This window comes from Gardnerella sp. DNF00109 (assembly GCF_049262845.1).
GTDB classification, from domain to species: Bacteria; Actinomycetota; Actinomycetes; order Actinomycetales; family Bifidobacteriaceae; genus Bifidobacterium; species Bifidobacterium vaginale.
In genome coordinates this window covers 726034-739841 of the sequence record NZ_CP058406.1, presented here as the reverse complement: position 1 = coordinate 739841, position 13808 = coordinate 726034, and the positions used below count along the sequence as shown (strand labels likewise).

General features: G+C 38.9%; 9 protein-coding genes and 1 pseudogene. 2 read left to right on the top strand and 8 right to left on the bottom strand.

Going from position 1 to position 13808, the window contains the following annotated elements:
• Nucleotides 1-4: 4 nt before the first annotated feature.
• Entirely contained in the window at nucleotides 5-1057 is a 1053-nt protein-coding gene (locus tag HXT20_RS02800) for an ABC transporter substrate-binding protein (RefSeq protein ID WP_004138058.1), read from the bottom strand.
• A gap of 314 nt (nucleotides 1058-1371) precedes the next feature.
• Between HXT20_RS02800 and HXT20_RS02795 the strand changes: the two genes are divergently transcribed.
• Nucleotides 1372-2163, top strand: coding sequence for an ABC transporter permease (locus HXT20_RS02795; protein WP_004111838.1), 792 nt, complete (start codon nucleotides 1372-1374; stop codon nucleotides 2161-2163).
• 86 nt (nucleotides 2164-2249) lie between these two features.
• Here the strand turns inward: HXT20_RS02795 and HXT20_RS02790 are convergent, their stop codons facing one another.
• The 3 genes from HXT20_RS02790 to HXT20_RS02780 all read right to left on the bottom strand — a co-directional run bounded on the left by HXT20_RS02790 (nucleotide 2250) and on the right by HXT20_RS02780 (nucleotide 7991).
• A complete protein-coding gene (locus tag HXT20_RS02790) occupies nucleotides 2250-5858 on the bottom strand; it encodes a UPF0182 family protein (RefSeq protein ID WP_422114443.1) in 3609 nt (1202 codons plus the stop codon).
• 131 nt (nucleotides 5859-5989) lie between these two features.
• A complete protein-coding gene (locus HXT20_RS02785) occupies nucleotides 5990-7279 on the bottom strand; it encodes a uracil-xanthine permease family protein (RefSeq protein WP_004111840.1) in 1290 nt (429 codons plus the stop codon).
• 343 nt (nucleotides 7280-7622) lie between these two features.
• Complete coding sequence (locus HXT20_RS02780; RefSeq protein ID WP_004138317.1) at nucleotides 7623-7991, bottom strand: DUF488 domain-containing protein; 369 nt, start codon at nucleotides 7989-7991, stop codon at nucleotides 7623-7625.
• A 248-nt stretch (nucleotides 7992-8239) separates the two neighbouring features.
• On the opposite strand from HXT20_RS02780, the pseudogene HXT20_RS02775 reads away from it, so the two are divergent.
• Nucleotides 8240-9302, top strand: a pseudogene (locus HXT20_RS02775) (YeiH family protein).
• Between the two features lie 80 nt (nucleotides 9303-9382).
• Here the strand turns inward: HXT20_RS02775 and HXT20_RS02770 are convergent.
• The 4 genes from HXT20_RS02770 to HXT20_RS02755 form a co-directional block, all read right to left on the bottom strand.
• Nucleotides 9383-10138 (bottom strand): L,D-transpeptidase, encoded by a 756-nt coding sequence (locus HXT20_RS02770; protein WP_004115287.1) that lies wholly within the window; start codon nucleotides 10136-10138, stop codon nucleotides 9383-9385.
• Between the two features lie 113 nt (nucleotides 10139-10251).
• A complete protein-coding gene (gene ychF, locus HXT20_RS02765) occupies nucleotides 10252-11340 on the bottom strand; it encodes a redox-regulated ATPase YchF (protein ID WP_004111854.1) in 1089 nt (362 codons plus the stop codon).
• Nucleotides 11341-11397: 57 nt separating this feature from the next.
• Nucleotides 11398-12201, bottom strand: coding sequence for a pyrroline-5-carboxylate reductase (gene proC / locus HXT20_RS02760; RefSeq protein ID WP_004115289.1), 804 nt, complete (start codon nucleotides 12199-12201; stop codon nucleotides 11398-11400).
• A gap of 156 nt (nucleotides 12202-12357) precedes the next feature.
• Nucleotides 12358-13737, bottom strand: a complete 1380-nt coding sequence (locus HXT20_RS02755; RefSeq protein ID WP_032833823.1) for an alpha/beta fold hydrolase — start codon at nucleotides 13735-13737, stop codon at nucleotides 12358-12360.
• Nucleotides 13738-13808 lie beyond the last annotated feature (71 nt).

Sequence of the window (13808 nt, the reverse complement as noted above, 5' to 3'; positions counted from 1 at the left end):
AAAACTATTTTAAGAATTCGTCGGTGGATAATTCTTTAGCTTGAGGAGTTTTATGAGTTACCTTACCTTTTGCATCAGTGTAAGCTCCTCCTTGGCTTAAGAAGTTAAAGTAGTCTTGAGCACCTTTAACATCACTTGTACCAAACACAAACTTTCCACTTTTAATATCTGCGTGGTTTCCCCAATACTGACCATCGACGATCAGTTTCATGCTGCGTTTAACAAATTTTGGATTAAGATTTGCATCTTTAGCTTCTTTAACCAAAATGTCAGATGCTTCATCTGGGTGCGAATACGCGTATTCATACCCACGCTTTGCAGCTTTAACGAATGCGCGAACAAGCTTAGGATCACGTTTAATTGTTCGCTTATTAGTAATAATACCAATCGTATCTGGCTGACCAGGAACTCCATAATCTCTAGACCTAAAACAACGAAGCTTAGGACCGAACATATCTGCTTGGACACCTTCCCAAGTCGCATAAAACCCACCAAAATCTGCTTTTCCAGATTCAAGAGTACGGAAAGTTGAGGTTCCAACAGTAACTTTATCGAATTTACCCTTGCCACCATCATGCTGAATCATTCTGTTAATTACAACATCACTTTCTGCAGCACCAAAAGACGCGTAAGTTTTTCCATCAAAATCTTTAGGAGAATGAATCTTATTGTTTTTAGCAAGAGCACACCAAATTGCACTTGGTTTTTGCTGCACTTGCATAACCTGCTCAAGATTAGCTCCCTTTGTAGAAGAATCAGCAACATTAGTTAATGTAGTAAGGGCAAAATCAGCTGCACCACTGTCTACAGCATGTTCAGAACCAGTTGGAGCAACAGCAAGCATATCCACATCTAATCCTGCATCCTTAAACCAACCTTTATGTTTTGCAACATAGACACCAATATGATTAGTATCTGGTGCCCAAAAAAGCATAAAAGATACTTTACGAAGATTCGAGTTTTGATTATTACCCTCAAATCCACATGCAGAAAGAGATAATGCACAAAATGCAGAAAGAATAAACGCAAGACTACGCTTTAAAACACGCATATTCATGAGTTCCCTACTTTGTTTTTACTTACCATTTTCTGGGAAATGCAGCACAGACTTGGCAGAAAACGGTATCAAGGGCCTAGCCCGCGCCGTTCAATGCCCCCTATCAAGCTAAGAGTTTGACTAGGTTTGCCACACATTGACTCACGAAACATTTTGATTATGCACGATTCAATCGACAAATTAATAATCATGTTACAAACATAAGATTCTGATAGAATACACGTGCTATTCTTATTTCTGAATTTATGCGATTGGGGCAGCAGTCGCTATTTTTATGTCACTAGTTTAATATTCAAGAAAAGGATTGAAAATAAATGACGCAATCGCGTTTAAAGACTACGCTTGCAAAGTGTCTGCCAACTGTAATATCAATAGCAATTGTGCTGATTCTATGGCAATTTGCTTGCCAACACTATAAGATATCGCCAAATCTTATTCCTGCACCAACTTCTATTGCTCAAGACACAATTGAATCATTCCCTACTTTATTGCCTGCTGCACTAATAACAACTCAAGAAACAGTTATTGGCTTTGCACTAGCAATAATATGCGGAATTCTTCTGGGCGTATTTTTCCATGTTTCTAAGCTAGTTAAGTCTGCTTTATTCCCACTACTGTGCGCGGCTCAAACTATGCCTTTAATTTCTATTGCACCAATTTTCTTGATTTGGTTTGGATTTGAAATGTCTGGAAAAATAGTAATAGTAATGATTTTTAGTATGTTTCCTATTGCTGTTCAAACTGTTCGAGGATTAGACGCAGTTCCTAGTTTTTATACCGATGTTGCATTAACTTGTGGAGCTAATGCTACTTGGACTTTGTGGCATGTTAAGTTGCGCGTAGCGGCTAGGCAAATTTTCGGAGGAATTAAAATTAGCGCAGCATATGTTTTGGGAACAGCTGCTACAGCAGAATATTTAGGAGCTAGAAACGGCTTGGGTATTTGGCTTCAATCCGCATATAACTCTTTTAGAACTCCACTTATTTTTTCAGCAACTATAGCAATAATAATTCTTACAGCTCTTCTAATGCTTGTTATAAATACAGCTGAAAAACTTCTTCTAGGTCCTGTGGAAGACGATGAAGATCCAGATAATCAACTGTAAAACTGATATATAAAATTAATGCCGAGCATAATGTAATCGATTATGTTCGGCATTAATTTTTATTGTTCCAAAACTGTCTTCTAATTCTACTTAACAGCTTCTTCACTCATTGCATCATTAATAGCATCGCTAAGCTCTTTTTGAGCCTTTCCATATGCTTGCCAATTCCCTGATCTCATTGCAGAATCAGAATCCTTCAACGCTTGAGCTGCTCGTTTAAGTGCAATCCTAGCTTTTTCACTAATAGAATTAGATTTTGCAGGTGCATTTGCACTACTTTTAGCATCGCTCTTATTGGCATTATTTGCATTATTTTTATTGGAGACATTTTCATTTGAGCCAGAATTATTGGAAGCATCGCCAGCGTTTGCGCCGGAGTTTCCTCCAAACACTTGGTTTAACGCTTCATCCAAAGTGTCAGCAAATCCAACTTGATCTCCAAAAGCAACCAATACTTTCTTAAGCAATGGGTAGCTCGTAGAACCGCTAGATTGTACGTAAACAGGCTCTACGTAAACCAATCCTCCACCAAGAGGCAATGTAAGCAAGTTTCCACGCTTAACTTTGGTTGAGCCAGATTCAAGCAAATTCAACTCTTTAGAAACATTTGCATTAGCATTAAAGTTGTTTTGAGCTTGACCAGGTCCTGGAACATTTGAAACTTTAGGTAACTCTTGAAGTCTTAGTTTGCCATAATTTTCGCTTACTTTTCCAGCAACATTTCCAGCATCGGAATCTACAGACAAGAATCCAGTTAGGATTTCTCGAGTGATTTTTCCAGCAGGAATATATGTGGAAACAAGCGAAAATACTGGTTTGTTTGCTCCTCTAGTTTGCAAAGTCAAATAGTATGGAGGTTGCAAAATATCTTCTCGCTGAAGACTTTGAGATTCTGTAGGATCTACTGGAGTCTGCCAGAAGTCTTCTCCCGAGAAGAACTGGCTTGCGCTGTCAACATGATACTTTGCAAGCAAATGCCTTTGCACTTTAAACAAGCTTTCTGGGTATCGAATATGACTCATCAAATCGCCAGAAATCTTAGAAATATCGTGATAATGACCTGGGAATATTGATCTCCAAGCCTTAATCACAGGGTCCTTTTTATCCCAAACATACAAATCAACCGAACCGTCGTAAGCATCAACAGTAGCTTTAACTGAATTGCGAATATAGTTTGCTCGCTGATTCGTTAAGCCTTTAATAGAACGAGATGTTGTGGTTGTAGAATCCTGAGTCACCTGACCAAAATCAGTCATTTGCGAATATGGGTAAGAATCGGACGTTGTGTATCCGTCAACAATCCACTTAACTCGTCCGTCAACAACCGCTGGGTAAACGCGTCCATCTAAAGTCAAGTATGGAGCAACTTTAGAAACGCGAGTCTTAGGATCACGATCATACAAAATCTGCGAATCAGAAGTAACTCTATCAGAGAACAGAATCTGATCTGACTCAAAACGAATAGCGTGCAACAACCTAGAGAAGAAGTTTCCTACTCTTGGTCCACCATTTCCCTTAAACGTTGTTAAAGCACCATTTGAACCAGTTGGATAATCAAATTCCCAAGGAGCAGTGCCTTTTGGAGAACCAACAATAGAATACTTTGGAGCGTTTGGCGAGAAGTAAATACGCGGCTCATACTTCTTCAACTTTGTAAGCTTTCCTTGAGTTGGAATTCCATATTCCATAAATTGCGGCTGACCATCTGCAGTAACCTTATTTCCGTAAGCTGCAACAACGCCATATCCGTGCGTATAAACAGTGTGGTCATTAACCCAATTTCGATTATCGTTTCCAGCTAAATCAAGCTCTCTTGCAGCAATAACCGTGTCTTGGCTCACGCCATCAATGTCGTACTTATCTACAGAAAGAGTATCTGCAAAAGTATAGTATTGCTTAGATTGCTGCAATTGGCGGAATGTTGGAGAAGTTACTTGAGGATCTAAAAGCCTGATTTGTGCAGTAGACTCCGCTTCTTTTGCAAGCGCTCCCGATTTTCCTTCCGAAGTAGCGTTATACGATTCTTTTTTAACATTATTTAAGCCATACGCAAACTTAGTTGCATCAATATTTCGCTGAATATAAGTGGCTTCTAATTCTTGAGCATTCGGTGCTACCTTAAAACGTTGCAAAAGAGCAGGCCAAGCAAAAGACAAAACCATAGCGCATACGACTAAAGACGCAACAGCTATAGCAGGCGTGCGCCAAGCTTTAACAGCTACAGCAAAACGCGTACCGATTTTTACATTTCCATTAAGAGCATGAGACTTTAGCAGCCACGCTGTTATAACAATTCCAACAATTAGTGTTATTACAGCCATTGCAATGCTGGAAGGAACGCCAGCATTCATATCTGTGTAAGATCCGCCAGTAATCTTAGAACCATCCAAATTTACAATCGCAAATACATCTAATATTTGCAAAACGGACCAGAAAATAATAACGAGCATAAACCACGCAGAAATTTGGCGCCTTGCACTTTTAGTTATGTTAAAAATGCCCTTGCCGCCTACAGGCAGCGTAATCCTTACAGCTCCCATTAAAGCGTTTGTTATAACGCTAAATAGCAAAGAAACAGCAAGAAGAACAATAAACGCTCTTGTAAAAAGTCGCAATCCTGGCAAAGCAAACACGTAAAAACCGTTATCAAATCCAAATTGTGGATCTTTAATACCAAACGATTGGTAATTAAACATAAGCAAAATTTGCACCCAATGATTGTAGAATTGCATTCCAAACACAGCGCCTACAATCAAAGACACAACTCCTGCAACATGCATTGCAAGTTTAGAGCTTATTCCCTTTTTGGTGTCTAAAATATTGCCTTTTTCTTTAACATATACGCCATCTTCGCTTCCAGGGCGTTTTTTAATCGCAATATATGCAGACAAATACCCAAATGCAGCCATAAGCAGAGCATACAAAGCCCAAACGCCGATTTTAGCGGCTAGTTGAATCCAAATTACGCTCTCGAATCCAAGTTGCGCATACCACATGCAATCTGTAATAAAAGTAGAAAAACCAAAAATAATTGAGCATATAAACGCTATTGCGACTACTATTGCAACAATAATCCAACGCCATTTTCTTGATTTTCCAACAAACTTATTTACATCAAAATCTATTCTCATATAGCGATTATTCTCCTTACTGTTTGAGCTTTTATTATCGCTTTTATTGCTTTTACTATTATCGCTAATATTGCTAGTATTGCTTTCGCGATTTTCACTATTTTTGCTATTTTCGCTATCTTCGCTAGTATCGCTATTTTTTGGCGAATCGCCTTCGTCTTCTAGTTTTTTCTTAGCTTCTAATAGATCACTAAAAAGGTCACCGAGGTCATCATCGTCACTATAATAGTCTGCCAAATCTTTTATTTTTTTTGCAAACTTTGAAGAAGTCTTATCTTTGTTTTCACTATTAGACTCATCATTAGAAGCATCTTTAGCAACAACATTTGCATTGCTATTATCTTCATCAACGCTTTCTATAACTACATCTTGATCGCTGGAATCATACGTAGAAGTATCGGAAGAAGTATCGGCAAAATCATTATTTTGATTGCTCTTTTTCTTTCCATCGCTTGAATAATCAGAACGCTTATACACCTTAGTGTTTTCAGGTTTTTTAGCCATATACGCGCCAAAAGCAGCCCGTGCAACGCCAATGATTATTTCTATGATGACTTTCAACATAAAGTTAATAATACTATATTAATTATTCCCAATCTACTTGTTGTGTAATCAAAATAATTACAAAAAAGCGCGCTCACAAAGTAGCGAACGCGCCTAATTTGATTAAATTAAATCATATTGAAGCATTTATGCTAAGCAACATCTGGATCATCTTTAGCAATTGTTCCAGTAAGCTTTCCAATTGCTTTCATAATGTGATACACAACCAACACAACAACAGTGCCGATTGCAATACCGTTAAACTGAATTCCAGAAACAGCAAATTGGAAGTTAGCAATGCCAATAATCATAACGATTGCAGCAATCATAATGTTAACTGGCTTATCGAAGTTCACTTTGTTCTCTACCCAAATGCGCACGCCGATCATGCCAATCATGCCGTAAAGCAAAGTGGTTACGCCGCCCAAAACGCCTGCTGGAATGGAGTTTACGATTGCACCAAACTTTGGGCAGAGGCTTAATACGAATGCGAAGAATGCAGCGCACCAATAAGCGGCAGTAGAATACACTTTTGTTGCAGCCATAACGCCAATGTTTTCGCCATATGTTGTAGTACCGCAGCCGCCAAAGCACCCAGCAATTGCAGTACCTAAGCCGTCTGCAAACAAAGCGGTACCAATCTTGGAATCGTAGTCGCGGCCAGTCATCTGAGCTACAGACTTAACGTGACCAACGTTTTCTGCAATAAGAACGAGCACAACTGGCAAGAACATAAGCAAAACAGAGAAGTCGACTTGCGGAGTGTGGAACTTAGGGAAGCCAATCCAAGAAGCTTGCTCAATCTTACTAAAGTCAACTTGACCCTGGAAGCATGCGTAAGCGTAGCCAACAAGAACACCAAGCAAAATGTTTAAACGTCCAAGAAGACCGCGGAAAATTACTGCAATAAGCATAACTGCAACCAAAGTTACTAAAGCAGTATCTGGCGCCTTTTGGAAGTTACCCCAAACAGCTGGACCCAAGTTAAAGCCAATGATTGCAACGATTGCACCGTTAACAACAGGAGGCATAATAATGTCGATCCACTTTGCTCCTGCAAAATGCACAAGCACACCGATTAAAGCAAGAAGAATACCTGTGCACATAATGCCAAAGCTTGCTACAGCAATACCTTTATGCGCAGCAGTTACAGCCATAACAGGTGCTATAAGACCAAAAGAGCTTCCTAAATAACTAGGAAGCTTATTTGCGTTAATCAACAAGAACAGTGCTGTGGAAAGAGCCGTGAACATTAAAGTAGTAGACGGATCAAAGCCTGTAAGAATTGGCACTAAGAATGTTGCGCCAAACATAGCAATAACATGCTGAGCGCCAATACCAGCAGTACGAGTCCAAGTTAGACGCTCATCTGGCTCTACTACTTCTCCTGGCTTCAAAGTTTTTCCGTCACCATGAAGCTGCCATGTAAACAACGATTTCATCGTTTTCTCCTTGTGTAAAACGAGTTCGTATATATGTTTGTAGTCGAACAACTACAAAAAACAAGCGCCAGCTTAAAAAAAAAAACAAGCACTACTCGAGCGCAGGTTTGGCAGCTTCCGCAGAGGTCGCCATCAACCGCCGCCCCTTAGCCAAATGGTCATTCTAATGTACTAATCATAAAGTGTCGAGGCAATTTTAAAAATAACAAATTTACATGTGATTTTCATTGAAATATCAAGGAAAATCGGTGTGTCGAAAACAGATAAAACACAAATAATTAATACTAATAAAAGTTTATACTTATAAACTTTTGCTTACGTATTAAATCTGATTATTACAATCTTAATTTTGCAAAACATTTTGAATGTAATCTTTTAACACAATTGCATGATTTATACGCAGATCTTTCGCGCCATATAAAAACGTTACTTTTTTATTTTTTCTACATATATCTACGATTTGGTTTACACAATCTTGATTCTCGTCTAGCTCTTCAATATAACGATTAGCAAATTCTTCGAAACGCTCAGACTTATGCCCAAACCATTTTCGCAAATCACTTGATGGAGCAATATCTTTACACCACAAATCAAGATTTGCCTTTTCTTTACTTATTCCTCTAGGCCACAATCTATCTACTAATACTCGTAAGCCATCATGTTCATCAGATGATTCATAAATGCGTTTAACTTGAATATTAATATTGCACATAATTACCTCATTACCTCTTTAACTACATATAATGATTACACAATTATGATTTTTTTCAACAAGATTTAATTAATCACAATCCGAATGGAACTAATACAAAACTACGATAGATTTTTATCGAATATGTTTTATTATGTGATTTTTATTTTTAGCGTGTTGCTTGTAATCAAGCCGAAATGCAAATAAATGTTTAAATTTTTTTGAATTTTTGTTCATTTTTGTCCGATTATGAGAGAATACTTAGCTAAATGGTTAATTTCTTTGATACATGGAAAAAGAAAATCTGCACCATCAACATGGCTCTTATAGCGGTGTTGACTCTTCTAGCTTCCTTAATTGGTAGCTGGCTCAAGCAGTTCCCAGGCTTAAGCCTTTTGGGAGCACTTATTATTGCGTTGCTTATTGGTATGGCTCTGCAGCTGCCTTTGCACGTATACAAGTTGAATAATGATTCTAGAAGAGCTGGAGTTAAATCTTCTGCTGGTCTAATTGCAAATAAGCTTCTTCGCCTAGGTATTATTTTGCTAGGCTTTAAGCTAAATTTGCACGTTCTATTTACTCAAGGTTTAAAGTGCCTACCAATCGCAGCTGTACTCGTTGCTGTTATGGTTTGCGTTACTTATAACATTGCAAAACTTCTTAAAGTAAGTCCTCAGCTTGCAATGCTAACAGCAGGTGGAACAAGTATTTGCGGAGCGGCAGCTGTTATGGGTCTTTCTGGCTCCATGCCTGTACCTCCACAAGAAGAGGATGAAAAAGAACAAAACGAAGTTATGGCTGTTGCAACAGTTGCAATAATGGGCACAATTTATGCTTTGGCAGAAATCTTTATTCTTCCTCATTTTGGAATGACTAAGCAGCAGCTTGGAATTGCTGCTGGAGCGTCCCTTCACGAAATTGCACACGCTGTTGCAGCAGGGCGGAGCTTTTGGGAGTATTGACGTTGCAACAATCATGAAGCTTACACGAGTTCTTATGCTTGTTCCTACATCAATCTTTATTGCAATTTGGTGGAATGCTCGTCACAGCCAAGTAGAAGATAACGGAAAGCGCAAAATCAACTTCCCATGGTTTATGCTTGGATTTATTGCAGCATCCGTTATTGGTACGTATGTGCCTTTTGTTTCGTCTTACGCATCCCTACTTGTTGATGCAGGATACGTCTTCCTTGGAATGGCTATGGCTGCTCTTGGAATCAACGTAAACTTTAGAGTTATATTTAAGCAAGGAAAAGCAGCGTTCTTGGCAAGCTTCTTGGCTTCTATAGTGCTAGTTGTGTTAGCTTGTGGTGCAAGTATTTTGTTCTTCTAATAGAACAGACATCATAAAAGAAACAAGAGGATTCCCTTTAAGGGAATCCTCTTTGCATATATAATCAATAAATATTTTAGTTATTCAATGTGTACAGAAGTTCCATCTGGAATATACGAATAGAACCACTTAGAGTCAGGCACACTTAATCGAACACATCCATGAGATGCAGGAACACCCAGCTTTTGAGCCTCTGGAACAATATAATCACCAAAATTAAACCTGGTTGGCACAGAGTGGAATAAATATTCGGAACCTATAAAGCCAACCCAGTAGTCGCCACCCATCTTTTCTCTATCATTATAAAAATGGTCACCTCGCGCACCAATTTTATAATCACCTTTAGGAGTTGATTCATCCATTCCAGCACTAACAATCATCGTATAAACAAGATTATTATTCGCATAAATATAAACACGTTGTTTTTTAAGATTTACTTTTACGTGTAAATGATTTGCATCAACCCCAGAAAGATTCGGATACTGACCTCCTGTAGGAATTTTCCATAAATCAGAAGATTTAATTAATGGATTATCTAAAGACTTATTTGAATAATCTATCTTTGTTTTAGATTTTTTATTGTTTTTATTACTCTTATTGTTTTTGCGTTTTGAATAATAAGATTTTGTGTTATTAGAGATTCGACTATTTGCTTCTTCAATTACGTGAGATACCTGAAAACCGACAAAGCTGAAAAAGATTAAAATAACTAGAACAGTAGAAACGCGCTTATAGAAAATTTTGCGATTTTCTGGAGATTTTAAGCTAATAATATATTTCACTAATCGCGCAATAAGTGACCTTAGAACGCTTTTTAAAGCACAAAATATATTCATAAAATCTCCATAATAAACAAGATAAAAGGCGCTACTTTGATACTATACTACAGTACCTAAGCAGCGCCGTTACACATTAATATGATTATTGTTTAGACGAATTGTTTAGACAATCACACATTAAACTTAAATTCAACAATATCTCCGTCTTGCATAACATAATCGCGTCCTTCAAGACGAAGCTTTCCTTCTTCCTTGATTTTTGCCATTGAGCCTTGAGCCTCAACAAAATCATCGTAAGAAACAACTTCTGCTTTAATAAATCCACGCTCAAAATCAGTGTGGATAACGCCTGCAGCTTGCGGAGCTGTCCAACCCTTATGAATTTGCCATGCGTGAACTTCTTTAACGCCAGCCGTCAAATAGGTTTGAAGACCTAGAATATCAAAGCCAACGCGCGCAAGCTGATCCAATCCAGATTCTTGCAAGCCCGCATCAGCCAACATTTCTCGAGCATCTTCTTCATCAAGCTCAGTAAGCTCCGACTCAAATTGCGCATTCAAGAAAATAGCCTTTGCTGGAGCTACAGATGCCGCCAGCTTAGACTTTAAAGAGTCATCCGAAAGCTCCGAATCGTCAACGTTAAACACGTAAATAAAAGGCTTAGCAGTAAGCAAATGCAAATCGTAAACGTCGTCTTTATTAATCAACTTCTCATTATGAGCCTGATCAATCGTCTTACCAGATTCAAGAATTTCCTTAGCCTTATTTACAGCATTTACGTATTCTTGAGTAACTTTTTTGCCACGTAAATCTTTTTCTAACTTTGGCAAAGCATTCTCGATTGTTTGCAAATCAGCAAGAATAAGCTCCGTGTTGATTGTGTCAATATCGTCTGCTGGATCTACCTTGCCATTAACATGCACAATGTCATCATCGTTAAATGCACGAACAACTTCGCAAATGGCATCTGCTTCACGAATATTAGCAAGAAACTTGTTGCCCAAGCCTTCGCCTTCGCTTGCACCCTTAACGATTCCTGCAATATCAACAAATGTAACGGTTGCTGGAACTATTTTCTCGGTTTTAACAAGCTTCGCTAAAACAGGCAAACGTTTGTCTGGCAAAGGCACAATACCAGTATTTGGTTCGATTGTTGCAAACGGATAATTTTCTGCTAAAACGTTATTTCTTGTTAGAGCATTAAACATAGTCGATTTACCAACGTTAGGTAAACCTACGATTCCAATTGTTAAAGACATAATTACCTACTTTAGACCAGCTAGAGGAATTGACGACTCTACTATACTCGTATTGTTTTATTTTTGTTGAATTGCATCAACCGCGCTAATAACATCTCCCCTAAAACCACACGATTCTAGCTTTGAAACACCTCGAATCGTAGTGCCGCCAGGAGAACATACAGCGTCTTTCATAACGCCTGGATGAATGCGAGTATCCATATACAGAGCACCGACTCCCTCAATCATCTTTGCAGCCAAACGATATGCGCAATCTCGCTTTAGACCATACTTTACGCCAGCATCCGCTAAAGCTTCCATGTACATAGCAGTAAAAGCCGGAGCACAACTAGAAACACACATTGCAATATTTATGTGCTCGCTATCTACTCGCTCGACTAAAGAAATCGGATTAAAAATCGCATTAAAAGCTTCTAGCTGACTATCGGTTAGCGTATTTTCGTCTTCTGCTAAAGTAACTCCTTGGCAAACTGCGATTGGCGTGTTTGGAATAATGCATTGCACGTTAGCATCTTTGCCAAGTAGATTCTGGTAATGCTTAAGACTCCAGCCTGCTGCAACGGATATGATTGCTATTTTTCTGTCCACAATAGTTTTTGCAATAGGATGCAGAACTTCTTCAATCTGATTTGGTTTTACAGCCAGAATTAAAATATCACTAGCATCACAAACTTCACACGCGCTTTTTAACGCTTTTACTCCAAATTTGCTCGTAGTATTAACAAGTTTTTCAAAGTGGGCTGCGCATGCAACCATATCTTTTCCTTGCAAAACATTAGCGCGAATCAAGCCTTGCGCAATCGCTTGAGCCATGTTTCCAAAGCCAATAAATCCAACGGTTCCAATTGAGTTAGAACTCATTAACAAATCTCCCTAATAAGTAAACAATAAACTAAACACTAACTTTTTATTAAGCATCTAATCATTTGTACATACAACTTGTATATCTAATCATTTGTTAGGTACTTTAATCAAAAGTTACTTATACGACTTATATCACTTATATTACGACTTATATCACTTATATATAGACTCTAAATCTCCACGATTTTTTGCTTCTTCTAACAAATGACGGAACACAAAGTCTCCATGAACTCCATCGTGCTCAAACTCGTTAGTTGTCCAATAATGAGAATTAGAAATATGAGATAAAGTATCTAGCTGAAGACCAGAATCAACATACAAGTCGTCGAAATAAACCGCTGCTTGCAAAGGAACTTCATTATTTGCAAGTTGATCTAAATCGTAAATCTTGCCAAATTGAATATCGTTCATCATGCAATCAACAGCTGGCAAGAAAGGCTGCAAAGCTTTTTGCTGATCAAACATCCACGGGAACACAGCTTCGCCAGTAAACAAAAGAGGACGCGCGCTGCCAGCAAACTCTGGCATTGTTTCTCGAACTTGCTGAGCTGCCCAACGAATCGGATGATCTAATTCACCATCCGCATAAATGAACTCTTGCAGTGGCCAATATAGCGGACTAGAAGATGTTGCATCCATAACTCCATAAAGAAACTCATCGCTTAAATAGCCGTCTGCTGTTCCACCACCATGTTTAAACGCCTTAAGAGAGCCATCTCCATCCGAAAATGCAGAGTCAATAAGCCAATGAACTCTTTCAAAACTTGGCTTCATGCCAAAAGATGAACCAAGAGTCTGAAAGCGCTCAACCGTAAGCTTTTCGCCATTAGGCAAGAAAACATCTCCTTGAGAAATCCTATCTGCAATAGCTGCAGCGCGCGCAACATCCTGCGGATAACGCTCGTAGAATTGCTCAGTTTTTCTAGCCATACGCGGGAACGTGTGCTCGTAAACTTCTAGAGCATTAGCTGGAATGTGAGGAATACCGCCCGTTGTAAAGCTTGCAAGTAAGCCCTGTGGGAAAAGAGACAAATACGTAAGCGTTAAGAATCCACCATAACTTTGACCCAAAGAAACCCACGGCTTTGCATTAAACTCAGTTAAGCGCAAATGCTCAAAATCGCGAATAATAGAATCAGCTAAGAATCGCTTTAAATACCATGCTTGCCTCTCTACACTCACGCCGTCGTCTGCCATGCGCTTAATCGTAGAAGCATCTACTCTAGAAGAGCGCCCAACGCCACGCTGGTCTGGAAGAACAACACGAAAATGCTTAACGGCATCTTGAATCCAACCATCGCTAGACGGCGAAAGCGGACGAGGGCACTGACCCCCTGGGCCTCCTTGCAAAAACACTAGCAAAGGCAAATCGTCATGCACATGTTCTGGAGCACAAATAACTCTGCAAAATAGGCGAATCGTCTCCCCTTTAATAGAATCGCCTGGAGTGTTTTGCTCCCAGTCTAAAGGAACATCGATTGCGCGCTCTTCTACATACAATCCTGGTACGTAATACTTTGCTAGCAGTGCCATTGTAAACATTCCTTTCCGCACTCGCATGCAACGTTGCAACAACAAATCACATACAAAAATACACACTCTTA

Coding starts and splice junctions, on each gene's coding strand:
- HXT20_RS02800 (WP_004138058.1), bottom strand. CDS start 1,057: ATGAATATGCGTGTTTTAAAGCGTAGTCTTGCGTTTATTCTTTCTGCA.
- HXT20_RS02795 (WP_004111838.1), top strand. CDS start 1,372: ATGACGCAATCGCGTTTAAAGACTACGCTTGCAAAGTGTCTGCCAACT.
- HXT20_RS02790 (WP_422114443.1), bottom strand. CDS start 5,858: ATGTTGAAAGTCATCATAGAAATAATCATTGGCGTTGCACGGGCTGCT.
- HXT20_RS02785 (WP_004111840.1), bottom strand. CDS start 7,279: ATGAAATCGTTGTTTACATGGCAGCTTCATGGTGACGGAAAAACTTTG.
- HXT20_RS02780 (WP_004138317.1), bottom strand. CDS start 7,991: ATGTGCAATATTAATATTCAAGTTAAACGCATTTATGAATCATCTGAT.
- HXT20_RS02770 (WP_004115287.1), bottom strand. CDS start 10,138: ATGAATATATTTTGTGCTTTAAAAAGCGTTCTAAGGTCACTTATTGCG.
- ychF (WP_004111854.1), bottom strand. CDS start 11,340: ATGTCTTTAACAATTGGAATCGTAGGTTTACCTAACGTTGGTAAATCG.
- proC (WP_004115289.1), bottom strand. CDS start 12,201: ATGAGTTCTAACTCAATTGGAACCGTTGGATTTATTGGCTTTGGAAAC.
- HXT20_RS02755 (WP_032833823.1), bottom strand. CDS start 13,737: ATGGCACTGCTAGCAAAGTATTACGTACCAGGATTGTATGTAGAAGAG.